The following is a 17816-nucleotide window of genomic DNA, read 5'->3' on the forward strand; positions in this document are numbered from 1 at the left end:
GTGTCTGCGAAAGGCGTATTTCGTTGCAGAATGACGGTTTTGCGCCGGTTTTTTCAATCCGGACTGCTATTGCCTGCGTATTGGGTTAAACTGGTAAATCACCTGTAGTCGTATATATTCCTACGACCAATCGAGGAACCGCAGCCGATGAACATTCACCCGCGCGACATTGATGAGACCCCGGATCAGGAACAAGCCGCCGAGGCCCTGAAGGTTCTGCGGCAATGGGCGGAATCTGCGACGGCATCCGAGATCAGCCAGCTGGATCCGGCTATCGCGCGGCTGGTGCCCGGCCTGACGCAGGTGAACTATCCTTCGCTTTCGCGCGAGTACCCGGAGGGTTTCTCGGTTGACGCGAATTACCGCGCGTCTTTGCCCGACTTGCAAAACGGCCCGTCCAGCTTGATACGCGGTGCCAAGCAGCAGATCCAGCATGTTGGCATCTCGAACTTTCGCCTGCCGATCCGTTTCCATCGGAAAGATGGGGAAGACCTGACGCTTGAGACGTCTGTTACGGGCACCGTAAGCCTTGAGGCCGAGAAAAAGGGCATCAACATGTCCCGGATCATGCGGTCTTTTTACAAACATGCCGAGCGTACTTTCAGCTTTGAAGTCATGCAGGCGGCGCTTGACGACTATATGACCGACCTGGACAGCTTTGACGCGCGTATCCAAATGCGGTTTTCTTACCCCGACAGGGTCAAGAGCCTGAGATCGGGTCTGGAAGGATATCAGTATTACGACATCGCTCTGGAACTGGTGGAGTCCGGCGGCGTGCGCCAGAAGATCATGCATCTGGACTATGTCTATTCCTCGACCTGCCCGTGCTCTCTGGAGCTGAGCGAACATGCCCGTGCCATGCGGGGACAATTGGCAACACCGCATTCGCAACGTTCCGTCGCGCGAATTTCCGTGGTCGTGGATTGCGATGCCGATTGTCTTTGGTTTGAAGACCTGATCGAGTTGTGCCGACGCGCGGTGCCGACCGAAACTCAGGTCATGGTCAAACGCGAAGACGAACAGGCTTTTGCCGAGTTGAACGCAGCCAATCCGATTTTTGTCGAAGATGCGGCGCGCTTGTTCTGCGCAGAATTGCTGGCCGATCATCACGTCGGTGATTTTCGCGTTGTCGCAAGCCATCAGGAAAGCCTGCACAGCCATGACGCCGTGTCGATTCTGACCGAAGGCCCAACCTTCGCCGCGTCCAGCCTGGACCCGAAACTGTTCACGACCCTGTTTCACGTTGGCTGAACTTCTCGGGTAAGTGGCTAGAATTTAATCAGAGAATTATCTGATCGGCGCTCATTCGCCGCAATGCAGCAAAAATGCTGCAATTGCGTGAGAAACTCCTGTATCCTGACGGGGAATGCAGCTTCGGCACACCGGCGCGCTCAATGGTGTGTCACCCCAAAAGGAAGCCGAGACGTGAGACGCCTTGGACTGCAAGACCCCAACCTCCGCCCGGATCCCCCGAGCGGGCAGGGCGCTTTACCCTCTCTCTTCGGGCTGCATCGTTTTCACAGGAGATCTATGGAATGAATTCGATTACCCAACCGCTGGAGCTTCAGGCCGCGGCTTTACGCATGGCTGGCTATGCGATCGTCAACCAGATCAAGATCGCACAGATCATGACTCGTTCAGCACTTGAACTGCCGATGGTGTCGGTCCACGCGCTACACCTGGCAGCGTCAGCACCGGGTCCAGTGGTGGAAACTCCGGCGGCAAAACCGGTGGCCAAACCCGCTGCGACGCGCAAGAAACGCGTACCGGCGAAATCGCCAACGACCAAGAACAAGCTGGCCCGCAAACCTGTACCGACCAAACCGGTGACCAAGCCGGCGGCAAAACCGGTTGAGTTTTCAGCCAGTCCGCGGCCCACGGCAGCACCCCCGGCAGCAGCCAAACCGACACCTGCGGTTAGTGACAAAACAGCGGTAAAACCTGTTGAACCCTCGGCGACACCTGCGGCCGAAACCGTGTTGCCCGTAACACCCAAGCCCGCCCCCGCAAAACCGGCGCCTGTCCAGGCAGCGCAGGTCAAGCCGACACCGGCCGATCCTGCCCCGGCCAAGGTGCAGGCAAAACCAGCCCCGGTGACGGAACCGCGCAAACCGCAGGCGCGAAAAACTCGTGCCCCGTCCAAACCACCCGTGATGCCCGAAGCAGATGTAAAAACTGACGGGTAAACCGGGATCATCTGCTTGACACGGTCGGGTTGGCGCGCCAACGCTGCGCGTCATGATGGATCTTCGCCCGGTCGGATATGTGATTGGCTTGCTGGTCGCCATTCTTGGGGCGACCATGCTGCTGCCTATGCTCGCGGACATTATCGAAGGTCGCGGCGAATGGAATGTATTTCTGGAAAGCGCGATAATCACGATGCTGACCGGATCCGTTCTTGCGATGAGCTGTTCCAACGGCGTGGGCGAGGGTCTGACCATCCGGCAGACCTTTTTGCTGACAACCGGCGTTTGGGTCGCGCTGCCGGTGTTTGGTGCAATCCCGTTTCTGTTCGGTGAAACCGAACTGCGCTTTGTCGATGCCTATTTCGAGGCGATGTCGGGCCTTACGACGACCGGTTCGACTGTGATATCAGGGTTGGACACGCTGCCGCAGGGGCTTTTGTTGTGGCGTGGTATCCTGCAATGGCTGGGGGGCATCGGCATTATCGTTGTTGCGATGGTGTTCCTGCCGGAATTGCGGGTTGGTGGCATGCAAATCTTCCGATCGGAAGGGTTTGAGACCATGGGGAAAATCCTGCCTCGCGCGCAGGAGATTGCGGGACAGATTTCCCTGATCTACGTCTTCCTGACACTCGTATGCGTGCTGGTCTATGCCGCATTGGGGATGAGTTTTTTTGACGCGTTGGTGCATGCTTTCACGACGGTGTCCACGGGTGGTTTCTCGAACTATGATGCCTCGTTTGGAACATTTTCAGGCCCGGCCGAATATGCTGCATCCGTCTTCATGATTCTGGCGGCTCTGCCGTTTGTGCGATATGTCCAATTGGCCAATGGTCATACGGCGTCGTTATGGAAAGACAGTCAAATCCGGGCATTTCTGGCGACCATTCTGGTTCTGGTTGTCATCATGTCAGTCTTTCTGACCTCGGTCTTTCCGCATCACTGGGAACAGGCGTTCCGCGAGTCATTGTTCAACATCACTTCGATCATCTCGGGGACAGGATATGCCAGTGTCGATTACATGGGGTGGGGCAGCTTTCCTATCATGTTGTTTTTCCTGATCGGATTGATCGGTGGATGTGCGGGGTCGACGGCGTGTTCGATCAAGATTTTCCGCTATCAGTTGTTGTTCGCCTCGATCAAAAGCCAGATCAAACGGATCCGGTCCCCGCATGGCGTGTTCATGCCGCTCTATGATGGAAGGCCGGTCGGGCGGGACGTTCTGACATCGGTGATGAGCTTTTTCATGTTCTTCGTTTTGTCGATGGGGGTGTTGTCCTGGGCGTTGGCGCTGACAGGTCTGGATTTCGTCACGTCCGTATCCGGGGCCGCGACGGCGCTGGCCAATGTCGGACCGGGACTCGGCGATCAGATCGGACCGGCGGGCAATTTCGCAGGTCTCAACGATACGGCCAAGTGGCTGCTGACTTTCGGGATGCTGGCCGGGCGGCTCGAACTTTTGGCCGTATATGCGATCTTTACCGTTCAATTCTGGAGAGGCTGATGAAAAGACCCCTTGGCGCGCAAATCTCGCATATGCTCAAGGATCGCGGTGTGGATGTGATATTCGGCATTCCCGGTGTCCATAATCAGGAAATGTATCGCGGTATCGAAGAGGCCGGGATCACGCATGTTCTGGCCCGGCACGAACAGGGGGCCGGATTCATGGCTGACGGTTACGCGCGCGCGACCGGGCAGCCCGGCGTCGCCTATGTGATCACCGGTCCCGGCCTGTGCAACATCATGACCCCGATCGGACAGGCCTACAGCGACTCGGTTCCGACGCTGATTCTGTCCTCATGCCTGGATGAAACGCAGGCTGTCCGGGGTCAGTTGCACCAGATGAAAGATCAAGGTGCCGCCGCCGGTACGGTTGCGGATTGGTCCGTACAGGCCAACTCCGCCGAAGCTGCCTATGGGCTGATAGAACGGGCGTTTGAAGAATTCGAGCTTTCGCGCCCGCGCCCCAAGCACATTCAGGTGCCCATCGCGCAGTTGCAGGCCGAGGCCGACCCCGCGCCGTTCCCCAACCAGCCCGCGCTGCGCACCAAAGCCTTGCCGCCTGACGTGTCATCGGTCGTGTCCATGTTGAACCTTGCCCGCAGGCCGCTGTTCATCCTGGGTGGCGGATGCAGGTCGAATGATTGGCGTCAGATTTTGTCACAGCTGGGGGCGGCCTGTTTTACCACCTATGCCGGGCGCGGGCTGCCGGGAGCAAATTATCCGCTGGACTTCGGGTCCATGTTGCCGCGTCCCGGCAGCGCCGAGGTAATCGCGTCGGCGGATCTGGTCGTTGCGGTCGGGGCCGAGCTGGGCGAGGTCGATTTGTGGCGGCAGGATTTGGGGCACAAGGCGACCTTGATACGCGTCGACCTCGACCCCGAGGTTCTTTCCGATTGCCATCGCGCCGCCATCAAGCTGCAAGTCGACAGCCAGAGCTTTGCCCGCGCCTTGTGGCACGCAACTCAGGACATGAAACCGGCAACAGGCTGGTCACCCGAGGAAGTCGCCGAGATGCGCGCCCGCTGGCGTGCCGAGGTGGATGCAGAGCGGCCCGGAATCGTGCCGATCGCGGACGCTTTGCGCGCGGCCATGCCGGCCGACACCATGATCTATTCGGACATGACGCAGTTTGCCTATGTCGCCAAAGAGGTGTGGGACATGGCCTATCCTCATCACTGGCATCATCCGACGGGGTTTGGCACTCTTGGCTATGGGTTGCCCGCCGGTATTGGCGGGGCGGTTGCCCGGCGCGGCAAACCCACGGCGGTTATCGCCGGGGATTACGGGTTCCATTACACGATGCAGGAACTGGGCGTGGCAGTTGAGTTGGGATTGTCGCTTCCAATCATTTTATGGGACAATGGCAAACTGAAGGAAATCGAGGACAGTATGGTGCGCAGCCAGATCGCGCCCAACGCGGTCATGGCGCACAATCCCGATTTCTGCAAACTTGCCGAAGCCTTTGGTGCGCGCTCCTCGGCGCCTTCGAATGTAGCAGAGATGCAAAGTGCAGTAAGGGCCGCATTCGATGCGCCTGTGCCGACCTTGATCCACGTGACACCTGACATTCTGTAACGAAAAAGCGCCGCACTTTCATGCGGCGCTTTTTTTTTGAGGTGCTGTCGGATCAATCCCAGCAGTGAACCAGAACCGTCATGCCGGTTGCGCGCCGGTTCAGCTCATTGGGTGAGATCCGTGTGGTTTCTTCGCTCGACTGACCGGACACTCCGGCCTCTGCAAGAATTTCGGTCAACCGATCAACGGTGGCCGCAAGGCTGACCGAAGCGGGCAGGGTGCGCCCTTCGGACGGTGTGGGCAACAACATTCCGACGACGTTACCGCTGTCATTGAAGACGGGGCCACCCGCATCGCCGGGTTGGGCGTTCAGCGCCAGACGCTTGACGCCGGTCTCACCGTTCAGCCCACGAATGTCCGCGACCTGCCCGTAGGTCAGGGTGGGGCCACCCAATGCGCCCTGATAGGAATAGCCGGACACTGCCACCTCAGACTTGATCTGCGGCTTGGCCGCACTGAACGCGGCGACGCTCATGGGGGCGAGCGTTTTTGCAGGGCGCAGGACCGCCACGCCAAGTTCAGGGTCCGTGAGGGTCAGTTGAACCTCGTGATCGCCATCCAGCGTGATCCGCGTGCAGCTGTCTGCGGCCTCGGAAACCGTCAGTACTGTCCCATTCTCATCCGCGAAAAAGCCAGAGCGCGTCAGTCGGGGCTTACGGACCTGAAGGCCCGACACCAGATCGATGCGCTGTTCTGCGGATGCACCGGCGGCGGCATCCAGAACCGCATCCGTCGTGCTGAAGCTGGATGTCATCGCTGACAGGACACGCAGGCGACGTGCCTCGTCTCCTTCGGGCCAGACAAGGGTGAAGCCCTTGATTTTTCCATCGGCCAATTGCGCTTGCGTAAAGGACACTATGCCGTTGCCGCGTCCTTCAAGGGTAAACCGGTCGCGGCCCAGTTCACGAGGGCCATTCAGTGGAACGATCTCTAGCGATTGCATCACTTCGTAGAGCGCGCGGAGCGTGTTCTTGTCCCCCTCCTGGCTGATCAGCAGCGCATTGGCGTTCAGGTCAGAGGTGCTTTTGAAATGTACGAAGGGGGCCTCATAGCGATCAAGGCTGACAGCGGCCAGAGGCATGTCGAGCACAATCCCAGCCTTGTCGTTGGAATACCGCTCCATTCCGACAGAGATCAGCGGCGCGTTGTATTCATCCATCAGGACCTTGCGCTGCAACGTCGTCAGAACGCCCGTGGCGTCAAACCCGTTGTAGCGCTGCCAATCGCTCATCGAACGGCGGGTGCCTTGCCCGAACGCACCATCGATGGTCGAGTTGTAAAACCCCGCCGCGCGCAGAGCCGTTTGCAGATCCTTGCGTTCCCGCGCGGTCAACAGACGTTCGGACTGAAGCGCCTGCGCACGGGTTTCATCCGAATCCAGTGGTGTGGTAACCGCCGGAGCCTCTTCCGGTTGTGCCACAGGTTCAATCGGTGCCGCGACGGTGCCACGGTTCAGCACGTTTGCCCCGATGGGCCAGAACTGTTGCCCCATCGCGCTGGAAAACGCGATGTAACTGTCGCGCGGTATCTGGCCTTCGGCCCGATAGACGCGCAGCACCTGTTCGGCGTCGGTCCGCGCGTAGGGGCCGATCACGATCGCGTACCAGCCACTGTTCAGGCGAAACCCGTTCACATCCGGCAAAGCACCGGCATAGGCCTGTGCCCGTTCCTGCGCTTCGCGCAGCGAGGGCTGGGCCTCGACCTGGACCCAGACGCCGGGATCTTGTTGTGCGGTTGCGGCGCGCAGGCCGACCAGAAGAAACAATAGGATTGCTGAAAATACGCGTGTCATAGTCTGCCCGTCTTATGCAGTGTTCGTGCTTTGGCGCAGAATACGCGAATTCATTTGCGAAACGCCATGCCGCGAATGCGGGGAATTTACGGTGTGGCTCTGCAGATACAGGCTTGGCCCCAAGCCCCGTTGACGCCCCTTTGCCCCTTGCATAGGAAGGGCAAAACCGACCGGAACCGGGCGCAAAGGCGCCCAGAGGGAATGCCATGACCGAACCGACCAGCGCACCGCGTTCATTTCAGGAGATCATCCTGCGGCTTCAGACCTATTGGGCGTCTAAAGGCTGTGCCATTCTACAGCCCTATGACATGGAAGTCGGGGCCGGAACGTTCCATCCCGCGACCACCCTGCGCGCGCTTGGCTCGAAAGCCTGGGCTGCGGCTTACGTTCAGCCGTCACGCCGCCCGACAGATGGGCGTTATGGCGAGAACCCGAACCGGTTGCAGCACTACTATCAGTACCAGGTGCTGATCAAACCCAGCCCACCGGATTTGCAGGAGTTGTATCTGGGAAGCCTCGAGGCGATTGGCATCGACATGGACCTGCACGACATCCGTTTTGTCGAAGATGACTGGGAAAGCCCGACGCTCGGCGCGTGGGGTCTGGGTTGGGAAGTCTGGTGTGACGGAATGGAAGTCAGCCAGTTCACCTATTTCCAACAGGTTGGCGGCCATGACTGCGCGCCGGTATCAGGCGAGCTGACCTATGGGCTGGAGCGTCTGGCCATGTATGTGCTCGGCATCGATCACGTGATGGACATGCCGTTCAATGACCCCCAGTCGCCCAGTCCTTTGACTTACGGCGATATCTTCAAGCAGACCGAAGAGGAGTACGCCCGCTGGAACTTTGACGTGGCCAACACCGAAGTTCTGCTGCGCCACTTCGAAGAGGCCGAGACCGAGTGCGCGGCGATTCTGAGCCAGGCGCATGTGGACCCGAAGACGGGCAAACGCATCATCATGGCGCACCCTGCCTATGATCAATGCATCAAGGCCAGTCACATCTTCAACCTGCTGGACGCGCGCGGCGTGATCTCGGTGACTGAACGGCAGGCCTATATCGGGCGCGTCCGGGCGTTGGCCAAACAATGTGCGGATGCGTTTGTGCAGACCGAGGCCGCCGGGTTTCAGGCCTGATGAGGCAATCAGGCCAGCCCGGGCAAAAGCGCCTTGAGCCCGTCTGCGATCATGCTGACGGCAATGGCGGCAAGGATCATACCCATGAAGCGGCTCATGATCACGCGCGCGTTGCTGGACAGGCGTTCAGCCAGCCAGGCGGCGTTCCAGAACGTGATCAGAAGCAGGCCGACCACAACGAGAAATACGCCTGCAAAAACAAAGGCCTCGACCGCAGTTTTAACCTGATGTGCGTACAAGATCAGGGTGGTTATCGTGCCGGGGCCCACAAGAATGGGAAAGGCCAGCGGGTAAAAGGCCACCGTATCGGTTTCGGGGTAAGCTTCCTTCTCTCCTTTTGTTCCGTGATGAGAGGTGCTTTCGTTTCCGTTCAGCATGTTGAGACCGATCATCATGACGACCAAGCCGCCGGCGACGCGCAGGTGATTGACGCTGATGCCAAAAAGGCTAAGCGCCTGACTTCCGACCAGCGCAAAGGCACCGCCGAGGATCAGGCAATAGATCACCGTCTTCACCGCAATCTTGCGCTGGTCGGCGGCAGGCAGATCCTGAGTGACGCTCAGAAACACCGGCAGGTTGGAAACCGGGTTCATGATGGCAAACAATGCGCCGAAAAAACCGACAGCAAGCGTGGATTCCATGGTGTTGACCTCATTGATGCCTGTACCCGGACGAAACCTGTCCTATTTTACAAGAACTTGAAAGAGGCAGCCTGAAACATGACGGGAAAACTGCTGGCAATTGTTCTGTTGTTGTCGGCCTTGGTGGCCGGGGCCGGAATGTATTATTTGCAGATTTACGGTTTCTACTACGAGGTCGAACCGCAACCCGGCCAGGACGTGGTCCTGATGACGGACCAAAGCGATGCGCCTGTCCCGATCACCTATTCAGACTTTCAGGCGATTGATGCAGACAGTTCTCCGATCCGCTACCGTGGCTGTTTTGAAACGGATCTGAAACCGGATCAGATGGCCGGGTTTATTGCTGTCGAAAACCCCGAACCCTTGACCGCGCCGGGTTGGTTTGACTGTTTCGACGCCGTGTCGTTGGGCGATGCGCTGAAATCGGGGCAGGCACAGGCGTTTTTGAGCGAAAAGAACATCCATTTCGGCGTCGACCGGATCGTGGCGATTACCAGGGATGGCAAGGGATATGTCTGGCACGCGTTGAACAACTGCGGTGAAAAAGCCTATGACGGTACGGTGGTGGGTGAGGAGTGCCCGACGCGCCCTGAAAACTGAGGAAAACCATGGCTGACGCCGTTTTGATCCCGGACTTCATTACTGCAACTCTGGGGTTTGCGGTGTATTTGTTGGGTGCCCGGATCAACAGCAAAGTCGCAGTTCTGAGGCAGTTCAATATTCCTGAACCGGTCACGGGCGGCCTTTTGGCCTCGCTCGTGGTCTTGTTTCTGTATCTTGGCGCCAATGTAGAGCTGTCATTCGAGTTGCAGACCCGGGACGCTCTGCTGGTTTTGTTCTTTGCCGGAATCGGACTGAACGCGCGGCTTTCTGACTTGATTGCCGGTGGTAAGCCTTTATTGATCCTGTTGATTTTGACGCTTGTCACGATTGTTGCGCAGAACGTTATCGGCGCGGCAGGGGCTTCCTTGTTTGGCTATCCGGCGCAAGCAGGCGTTCTGTTCGGTTCGGCCGCGTTGATTGGTGGACACGGAACCGCAATTGCATGGGCACCCGAAGTTGCCAGCGCTACGGGTCTGGACGGTGCAACTGAACTTGGCGTTGCCGTGGCGACGCTCGGACTGGTGCTTGCAGCGCTGGTCGGGGGCCCCATCGCCCGTCTTCTGGTGGAAACACGAGGCCTGTCGCCGGACCGACCTGACGAAGAACATACCGTTGGACTGCCGGAAGAAACGACCGCAGCCACCGAAATTGACCATATGACCATCATGCGCGTGCTGCTGCATCTGAACCTTGCGATTATTCTGGGCTATGCGCTGGGCGAGGCGATTTCGGCCGCTGGGCTTAAACTGCCGCTGTTTGTGCCCTGTCTGATCATGGGCATCGTGATTTCGAATGTCCGGGCGGCCATCGCTCCGTCCGCGCCGCCGGTTGCACGGACACCGTCGCTGGCATTGCTGTCTGAATTTGCGCTTGGGGCCTTTCTGGCAATGTCACTGATGAGCTTGCAGTTGTGGACCATCGCGGAACTAGGTGTGGCAATTGCCGTGATCATGACGGCGCAAACGGTGTTTACGGTTGCCTTCGTGATTTGGGTACTGTTTCCCCTGATGGGCTCGAATTATCGCGGAGCGGTGCTGGCAGCGGGCTTCGGAGGCTTTGCCCTGGGCGCCACACCCACGGCGATTGCAAATATGACGGCTGTAACCAAGCGATATGGGCCGTCGCCTATTGCCTTTATCGTGTTGCCCCTTGTATCCGCCTTCTTTGTGGATATCGCCAATGCCATCGTCATTCAGACGATTGTGAACTTCTAAGGACCGACTATGCCCGACCTGCTGATCGAACTGTTTTCCGAAGAAATTCCTGCGCGGATGCAAACCCGTGCCGGTGAGGATCTGAAAAAGCGGATTACCGATGGTCTGGTCGAGGCCGGTTTGACCTATTCAAACGCGGCCGCACTGACGACACCCCGCCGTCTGACATTGGCGGTGGAAGGTCTGCTGGCGCAAAGCCCGACAATCCGGGAAGAGCGCAAAGGGCCCAAGGTCGGCGCGCCGGACAAGGCGATTGAAGGATTTCTGCGGGGTGCTGGCCTGACCCGCGACCAACTGGAAGAGCGCGAGACCCCCAAGGGCGCCGTTTACTTCGCCACCATCGAGAAACCGGGCCGTCCGGCCGCCGAGATCATTGCCGAAGTGCTGGAAGCCACCATTCGCAACTTCCCATGGCCCAAATCCATGCGTTGGGGCAGCGGCAGTCTGCGGTGGGTGCGCCCGTTGCATTCGATTCTGTGCATCCTGTCGGATGAATCAGGGGCGCAGGTTGTTCCGATGCAGGTCGATGGCATCCGTTCCGGTGACACCACAGCCGGTCATCGTTTCATGGCCCCCAACCGGTTCTCGGTTACGTCTTTCGAGGACTATGCCGCCAAGCTGAAACGCGCATTCGTTTTGCTGTCACAGGATGAACGTGCCGAACACATCTGGAATGATGCACAGAACATGGCTTTTGCCGCCGGTCTGGAAATCGTCGAAGACAAGGGACTGTTGGCCGAGGTTGCCGGGCTGGTGGAATGGCCTGTGGTGTTGATGGGGAAAATCGACGAGGAATTCCTCGAATTGCCGCCCGAGGTGTTGCAGACCTCGATGAAAGAGCATCAGAAGTTCTTTTCCGTAAAAAACCACAAGACCGGTCGGATCGAGCGTTTCATCACCGTCGCCAACCGCGAAACCGCCGACAATGGCGCGACCATTCTGGCGGGCAACCAGAAGGTGCTGTCGGCGCGTCTGGCAGATGCGAAATTCTTCTGGGAGAACGACCTGCGCGTTGCCAAATCGGACATCGCCCAATGGACCCGCGCGCTGGAGAACGTGACCTTCCACAACAAACTGGGCACTCAGGCCCAACGTATCGAGCGCATCGCCGCGCTGGCCCGCGAACTGGCTCTGGTGACGGGCGCCGACCCGGATCAGGCCGAGAAAGCCGCGCGTCTGGCCAAGGCCGATCTGAGTTCAGAGATGGTCTATGAATTCCCCGAACTTCAGGGGCTCATGGGGCGGTATTACATCGAAGCCGCCGGCGAGGATGCCGCGGTGGCTGCTGTTGCGCAGGAACATTACTCGCCGCTGGGGCCGTCGGATGATGTGCCTGCGGCACCCCTGTCGGTCGCTGTGGCGCTTGCGGACAAACTTGATACTCTGGCAGGGTTCTGGGCGATCGACGAAAAGCCCACCGGGTCGAAGGACCCGTTCGCGCTGCGTCGCGCGGCATTGGGGGTGATCCGGTTGATCCTGAACAATGATCTGCGGCTGAAGCTGGATCGTTTCTTCGACGCGCAACTCGTTCGGGCCGAAGCGGCTTCCAACGAAGCCTTGCACGACGGGCATGTCGCAGAGCTGTTGGATGAGATTGCCGACCACGGTGTTTTCGGAGCGGCGTTCCATACGGTGAAGGAGAAGCTTGCGGGCGACAAGGCCGGGACGCAACAAATGACGGACTTTCTGCGTCTTGAACGGAAGGTACCCGATACGTCCGATGACCTTTTGTCCTTCTTCCACGACCGCCTCAAAGTCTTTCTGCGTGACGAGGGCATCCGCCACGACATCATCGATGCGTGCATCGCGATGGAGGGGAATGACGACCTCAACCTGCTGGCCAAACGTGCCCGCGCGTTGAATGCCGTGATCGCGACCGAGGATGGGGAAAACCTTGTGCAGGGGTTCAAGCGGGCCAACAACATCCTGACCCAGGCCGAGGAAAAGGACGGCGTGGAATACTCTTACGGTGCGGATGTGAAATTCGCCGAGACCGACAGCGAGAAGGCGCTTTTCATGGCTTTGGATGGTGCGCAGACGCAAATCGACGTGGCCCTGAAATCCGAAGACTTTCCAACTGCAATGGCGGCCATGGCGGGGCTGCGCGGGCCGGTGGATGCGTTTTTTGAGGACGTGCAGGTCAACACCGACAATGACGTGATCCGCCGCAACCGGCTGAACCTGCTCAGTCAGATCAGGCAGGTTTGTTCCAGCGTGGCCGATCTGTCGCGGATTGAAGGTTAAAACCTCGGGCACGCAGCGATGCGTGCCCACAACGCCCTTGCACGAAGGGCGCAAGCGCTTATGCTGCAGGCAAATCAAAAGGTGCTGCAGTGCAGAATAATCCGCATACCACGCTCATTACATCCGATGCACCGGTCACGGCCCATACCCATGGCGGGCGGGCCAAGTGTCTGCAACGGCTGGTCCGACTGGACCTGCCGGTGCCCCGGACCGTCGCCTTGTCGTTTGATGCGGTCCATCAGATTGCGGAAGGCGACGTTCCGAACCTTGACGCGATCCTTGAGCAATTCGACCCCACGACCTTGCTGTGCGTCCGACCAAGTTCTGAAGATCCCGATTGGGGCGGGCCCGGTGCGGTTCTGAACATTGGCATGAATGATGCCCGCTATGTGGACCTGTCCGACACCATGGGGGCAGAGGCCGCTGCTGCGCTGTATCTCAGGTTCGTTCAAAGCTATGCGATCCACGTGGCGCGGCTGGACGCGGATGTGTTTGATGACATCGACATGGATGGCAGCGAAGGCTTGCGCCATTCCCTGCGCGCCTACGAAGATGAAACGGATGAAGCCTTCCCGCAGGACCGGGGTGAACAGCTGATCGGCGTTCTGCGCTCGATGGCACGTGCATGGGACGGGACATCCGCCCGGCTGCTGCGGCAGGCCAAGGGTGCCCCGGCAGATGCGGGTCTTGGGCTTGTCATTCAAGAGATGATCCCGGGCGTCGGGCAGGGTGAATGCGGATCAGGCGTGCTTCAACTGGTTGATTCCACAACAGGAATGCCACAGATCACCGGTCGCTACCTAAGCCAGAGCCAGGGGCGCGACGCGCTAGGCAAAGATGTGGCAGCCCTGTTTCTTGAAAAAGACCCGCGCGGCCCCTCGCTGGAAGAGGTTGCGCCCAAAGCCTTTGCCGACGTCAAAACGCATGCCGTCCTGATGCGCGAAAAACTGCGTGAAGAAATGCAGGTCGAGTTCGTCATTCAAAACGGCAAAGTGCATATTCTGGATGGCGTCCGGGTGCAGCGATCGGCCCGCGCGGCCATGCGCATTGCCGTACGTCTTGCCGAAGACGGTATCATACCGCCGCAAGAGGCGGTGATGCGTGTCGACCCGCACGCGCTGAACGAATTACTGCACCGTCAGGTCCACCCCGATGCGCGCCGCGATGTGCTGACCACCGCCATTGGTGCCAGCCCCGGTGCCTCGACCGGCAAGATCGTGTTCACCTCGGCCGAAGCGCAGGCCAGTGCCGCCCGTGGCGAGGCGTGTGTTCTGGTGCGCCGGGAAACCTCGCCCGAGGATGTGCGCGGGATGCATGCCGCCGTTGCAGTTCTGACGGAAAAGGGCGGCATGACCAGCCACGCGGCCGTGATCGGGCGCGGATTGGGCCTGCCCTGTATCGTCGGGGCCTCGGAAATGCGGTTTCAGACGAAAGACAAGATGCTGACCGCACCGGATGGGCGGGTGTTCAAAACCGGCGATATTGTCACCATTGATGGCAGCTCGGGTCAGGTGCTGGCTGGTCAACCCGCCATGCTCGAGGCCGCATTGGATGACTGTTTCCAGACGCTGATGGGCTGGGCCGATGCCGAGCGTGACATCGACATCCGCGCCAACGCCGACACACCGGCTGACGCGCAGACAGCCCGGAACTTTCAGGCTCAGGGGATCGGTCTGTGCCGGACAGAACATATGTTCTTTGATCCCGGCCGTCTGATCGTGATGCGTGAAATGATCTTTGCGCAAACCTCGGCGGGCAGGGCGGCGGTGCTGGAACGCCTGCTTCCGATGCAGCGCGAGGATTTTGTTCAGCTGTTCAGGATCATGGAAGGCCAGCCTGTCTGCATCCGCCTGTTCGATCCACCCTTGCATGAATTTCTGCCGACAACGCGCACCGGGCAACGGGAACTGGCGGAGGCGCTGGACCTTCCTGTGTCCGACGTTGAACGCCGGGTTGAGGCGATGACCGAATACAACCCAATGCTGGGTCTGCGCGGCGTTCGTCTGGGTGTCACCGTGCCCGAGATCTACGACATGCAGGCGCGCGCGATTTTCGAAGCCACGCTGGAGGCCAGAAAAAACGGTGCCCCGGTGGTGCCCGAAGTGATGATCCCGCTGGTATCTGCCAAGCGCGAGGTTGAACTGGTCAAATCCCGCATCGATTCGGTCGCCGCCGCCGTTGAATCTGAACGGGGACAGAAGTTCGAATATCGGCTGGGCGTCATGGTCGAAACACCACGCGCCTGTCTGCGCGCGGAAGAAATCGCGCCGCAGACCGCCTTCATGAGTTTTGGTACAAACGACCTGACACAGATGACCTACGGCCTGTCCCGCGACGATGCCGGTCGTTTCATGTCCGCCTATGTTCGGCAGGGAGTCTTTGGCGAAGATCCGTTCCACGTTCTTGATCCGGATGGGGTCGGGGAATTGCTGAAACTCGGGGCGGAACGAGGGCGTGCCGCGAAACCGAATGTGACCCTTTCGGTCTGTGGCGAACACGGCGGGAACCCCGAATCAATCGCCATTTGCAGGGATTTGGGGTTTGACTATGTTTCGTGTTCGCCGTTCCGGGTTCCGGTCGCTCGGCTGGCTGCCGCTCAACTGGCGATTTCCTCCAGACTTGGGGGTTGACACCGCGCTGAACCCCAAGGATTAGTGGGTTATTCGGTCACTCGTAGGCGAAAATTATTTTCGCCACGGGCAGTTTTCCACTTGCTTTTTTCAGGATACTGGACCTTTGCGCAGGATTGCGTTAGATGCCTCGTCGCGCCCGCCGGGGGAGGGTATGGCGCGTGATGTGCCTGTGCGAGGTTATCTGATGCTACGTTACATAATGGCTGTTGCTACAATGGCGGCAACCGTGCTGCCGAGTGCGTCCTTCGCCGAGAGGGAAGCAATTGATACTGCAAAGAAAGAACTTGTCGCCCGCAGTGAGCTGCCGGCGCAAAGCTTCCGGGACTATTTCAAGCTGTTCCAGCCCCGCAAGGCGGCTGAACCTGTCGAAGTGTCCTTCTCCAAAGACTGGCTTGACCAGCAACCAAAGGCCTCCGGTGGTGAAAACTGGAAATGCCTGTCCGAAGCCCTGTATTTCGAGGCGCGCGGCGAAAGCGTGCGCGGCCAGTTCGCGGTTGCCGAGGTGATCCTGAACCGGGTCAAAAGCAGCCGTTTCCCGGATTCCCTGTGCGGGGTGATCCATCAGGGGACCGGCAAGAAATACCAGTGCCAATTTACATACACCTGTGATGGCCGCAAAGAGGTCATCCACGAGAAAACGGCGTATGAGCGTGTGGCAAAAGTCGCGCGGGCAGCCATTGATGGTGTGGCGGATGAGTTGACCGAAGGGGCGACGCACTATCACACGACATCGGTTCGCCCGTCCTGGTCGCGGGTCTATAAACAGACGGCGAAAATCGGCGTGCACATTTTCTACCGCCACAACTATCGGACAGCGAGCAACTGATTGACGCACCCGCGCTGGAAGCTTGCTGGCGTGGGGCAGGTTGCATCCTATATTGCGGGCCAGGAGGCCCGCAATGATTTTGAACCGCAGACATCTTTTGCAATCCGCCGCCGCAGCATTTCTGATGCCGCGTGTGGCCAGCGCGGGTTTTGCACCGCTTAATGCGCGTGTAGCCAAATACCCGATCGCGCCAGCAAGTTATCCTGAAACGGTAGTCTGGACATATGACGGGTCTGTTCCCGGCGTTGAACTGCGCGTCAGGCAGGGCGACCGCATCCAGCGCACCCTGATGAACCAGCTCCCGCAAGCCACGTCGGTCCATTGGCACGGCATTCGCATCGAAAACGCCATGGACGGCGTGCCCGGCCTGACGCAGGACGCGGTGGAAGCGGGCGCAAGCTTTGATTACTCCTTCGTCGTTCCCGATGCAGGGACCTATTGGTACCATGCGCATAACCAGTCGATTGAACAGGTTGCGCGCGGGCTTTATGGGCCGCTGATCGTCGAAGAAACCGTGGCCCCCGATGTGGATCAGGATCGGGTGCTGATGCTGGACGACTGGCGGCTTGATCCGGAAACCGCCCAGATCACGGATGATTTCGACAATGGCCATGATCTAAGCCATGCAGGTCGGATTGGGAACATCCTGACCGTCAACGGATCATTCGATCCCGCGTTTGCGGTACGCAGAAACGAGCGTCTGCGACTGCGATTGGTCAACGCCTCAAATGCCCGGATATTTGACCTGGATCTTGATGGTCTTTCAGGGTGGATCGTCGCCTTGGATGGAATGCCCTTGGACACACCGCTGCGGCTGTCGGGCTCTTTCCCGCTGGCACCTGCGCAGCGCGCGGATCTGATTGTGGATGTCGTCACCGAGGGCGAAACGGCAAGCCTGGTCAGCGTCGAAAGAGATGGTTCCTTTGGGCTGGCGCGGTTCGAGGTTGGTGGAAACGCTGCCGGGGCGCACAGGCAGGGCGTGTCAGCATTGCCGCCTAACCCTCTGCCTGAGATCGGGAATTTTCAACGTGCCAGAGCGCACCAGATGGTTCTGCAAGGTGGCGCAATGCGGTGGCTGGAAAGCGGCCGGCTGGGTGGAACGGAACTGTCAGGCCGCGAACTGGCGCAGTTGGGCAAATTCTGGGCGCTGAACGGTTACGCCGAGCGCCCCGAAGATCCGTTTCTGGATACGGCCGTCGGCAGTTTGCACAGGATCGAGTTCGTAAATGAAACCGCATTTCCGCACGCAATGCATCTGCACGGGCATCACTTCCGGCTGATCATGGACGATGGCTCTCTGGGCCCTTGGCGTGATACCGTTCTGGTCGGGCGGGGACAGACTCGCCAAATCGCATTGATCGCGGACAATCCCGGGAACTGGTTGCTGCATTGTCATATGCTTGGGCATGCTGCTTCCGGGATGATGAGCTGGTTTCGGGTCTCGTGACGCCGCATTCGGCGGTTGG

Annotated in this window: 13 protein-coding genes; 11 read left to right on the top strand and 2 right to left on the bottom strand. The window is 59.1% G+C overall.

What is annotated here, in order from left to right; translation table 11 throughout:
* Positions 1-147 precede the first annotated feature (147 nt).
* From folE2 to ACR0I0_RS01450, 4 genes are all read left to right on the top strand, one after another.
* The gene (gene folE2 / locus ACR0I0_RS01435) at positions 148-1251 is read left to right on the top strand and encodes a GTP cyclohydrolase FolE2 (protein WP_209833435.1); all 1104 of its coding nucleotides are present in this window, start codon (positions 148-150) and stop codon (positions 1249-1251) included.
* A 284-nt stretch (positions 1252-1535) separates the two neighbouring features.
* Positions 1536-2186: a hypothetical protein gene (locus tag ACR0I0_RS01440; RefSeq protein ID WP_480489902.1), complete on the top strand. Its 651-nt coding sequence runs from the start codon at positions 1536-1538 to the stop codon at positions 2184-2186.
* 52 nt (positions 2187-2238) lie between these two features.
* Positions 2239-3687, top strand: coding sequence for a TrkH family potassium uptake protein (locus tag ACR0I0_RS01445; protein ID WP_171723490.1), 1449 nt, complete (start codon positions 2239-2241; stop codon positions 3685-3687).
* Complete coding sequence (locus tag ACR0I0_RS01450) at positions 3687-5261, top strand: thiamine pyrophosphate-binding protein (protein ID WP_480489904.1); 1575 nt, start codon at positions 3687-3689, stop codon at positions 5259-5261. The genes ACR0I0_RS01445 and ACR0I0_RS01450 overlap by 1 nt, the downstream gene beginning before the upstream one ends.
* Positions 5262-5313: 52 nt before the next feature.
* Here the strand turns inward: ACR0I0_RS01450 and ACR0I0_RS01455 are convergent, their stop codons facing one another.
* A complete protein-coding gene (locus ACR0I0_RS01455) occupies positions 5314-7053 on the bottom strand; it encodes a serine protease (RefSeq protein ID WP_480489906.1) in 1740 nt (579 codons plus the stop codon).
* Between the two features lie 206 nt (positions 7054-7259).
* Between ACR0I0_RS01455 and ACR0I0_RS01460 the strand changes: the two genes are divergently transcribed.
* Entirely contained in the window at positions 7260-8189 is a 930-nt protein-coding gene (locus ACR0I0_RS01460) for a glycine--tRNA ligase subunit alpha (protein WP_171633292.1), read from the top strand.
* A gap of 8 nt (positions 8190-8197) precedes the next feature.
* Here ACR0I0_RS01460 and ACR0I0_RS01465 read toward each other — a convergent pair whose 3' ends face one another.
* The gene (locus tag ACR0I0_RS01465) at positions 8198-8830 is read right to left on the bottom strand and encodes a MarC family protein (RefSeq protein WP_480489908.1); all 633 of its coding nucleotides are present in this window, start codon (positions 8828-8830) and stop codon (positions 8198-8200) included.
* A 78-nt stretch (positions 8831-8908) separates the two neighbouring features.
* Here ACR0I0_RS01465 and ACR0I0_RS01470 point away from each other — a divergent pair, with 78 nt between their 5' ends.
* The 6 genes from ACR0I0_RS01470 to ACR0I0_RS01495 all read left to right on the top strand — a co-directional run bounded on the left by ACR0I0_RS01470 (position 8909) and on the right by ACR0I0_RS01495 (position 17797).
* Positions 8909-9430, top strand: a complete 522-nt coding sequence (locus ACR0I0_RS01470; RefSeq protein ID WP_209833427.1) for a DUF6446 family protein — start codon at positions 8909-8911, stop codon at positions 9428-9430.
* An 8-nt stretch (positions 9431-9438) separates the two neighbouring features.
* Positions 9439-10647, top strand: a complete 1209-nt coding sequence (gene gltS / locus ACR0I0_RS01475; RefSeq protein ID WP_210092187.1) for a sodium/glutamate symporter — start codon at positions 9439-9441, stop codon at positions 10645-10647.
* Between the two features lie 9 nt (positions 10648-10656).
* Positions 10657-12891 (top strand): glycine--tRNA ligase subunit beta, encoded by a 2235-nt coding sequence (gene glyS, locus ACR0I0_RS01480; protein ID WP_480489910.1) that lies wholly within the window; start codon positions 10657-10659, stop codon positions 12889-12891.
* An 89-nt stretch (positions 12892-12980) separates the two neighbouring features.
* A complete protein-coding gene (locus ACR0I0_RS01485) occupies positions 12981-15521 on the top strand; it encodes a putative PEP-binding protein (protein WP_171633281.1) in 2541 nt (846 codons plus the stop codon).
* Between the two features lie 187 nt (positions 15522-15708).
* Positions 15709-16350, top strand: coding sequence for a cell wall hydrolase (locus tag ACR0I0_RS01490; RefSeq protein ID WP_171723483.1), 642 nt, complete (start codon positions 15709-15711; stop codon positions 16348-16350).
* A 73-nt stretch (positions 16351-16423) separates the two neighbouring features.
* Entirely contained in the window at positions 16424-17797 is a 1374-nt protein-coding gene (locus ACR0I0_RS01495) for a multicopper oxidase family protein (RefSeq protein WP_480489912.1), read from the top strand.
* Positions 17798-17816: the final 19 nt, after the last annotated feature.

The sequence above is a fragment of the Ruegeria sp. AG6 genome (assembly GCF_056541565.1).

Excerpts from the sequence above, each read along its gene's own strand:
- folE2 (WP_209833435.1), top strand. The coding sequence starts at position 148 with ATGAACATTCACCCGCGCGACATTGATGAGACCCCGGATCAGGAACAA.
- ACR0I0_RS01440 (WP_480489902.1), top strand. The coding sequence starts at position 1,536 with ATGAATTCGATTACCCAACCGCTGGAGCTTCAGGCCGCGGCTTTACGC.
- ACR0I0_RS01445 (WP_171723490.1), top strand. The coding sequence starts at position 2,239 with ATGATGGATCTTCGCCCGGTCGGATATGTGATTGGCTTGCTGGTCGCC.
- ACR0I0_RS01450 (WP_480489904.1), top strand. The coding sequence starts at position 3,687 with ATGAAAAGACCCCTTGGCGCGCAAATCTCGCATATGCTCAAGGATCGC.
- ACR0I0_RS01455 (WP_480489906.1), bottom strand. The coding sequence starts at position 7,053 with ATGACACGCGTATTTTCAGCAATCCTATTGTTTCTTCTGGTCGGCCTG.
- ACR0I0_RS01460 (WP_171633292.1), top strand. The coding sequence starts at position 7,260 with ATGACCGAACCGACCAGCGCACCGCGTTCATTTCAGGAGATCATCCTG.
- ACR0I0_RS01465 (WP_480489908.1), bottom strand. The coding sequence starts at position 8,830 with ATGGAATCCACGCTTGCTGTCGGTTTTTTCGGCGCATTGTTTGCCATC.
- ACR0I0_RS01470 (WP_209833427.1), top strand. The coding sequence starts at position 8,909 with ATGACGGGAAAACTGCTGGCAATTGTTCTGTTGTTGTCGGCCTTGGTG.
- gltS (WP_210092187.1), top strand. The coding sequence starts at position 9,439 with ATGGCTGACGCCGTTTTGATCCCGGACTTCATTACTGCAACTCTGGGG.
- glyS (WP_480489910.1), top strand. The coding sequence starts at position 10,657 with ATGCCCGACCTGCTGATCGAACTGTTTTCCGAAGAAATTCCTGCGCGG.
- ACR0I0_RS01490 (WP_171723483.1), top strand. The coding sequence starts at position 15,709 with ATGCTACGTTACATAATGGCTGTTGCTACAATGGCGGCAACCGTGCTG.
- ACR0I0_RS01495 (WP_480489912.1), top strand. The coding sequence starts at position 16,424 with ATGATTTTGAACCGCAGACATCTTTTGCAATCCGCCGCCGCAGCATTT.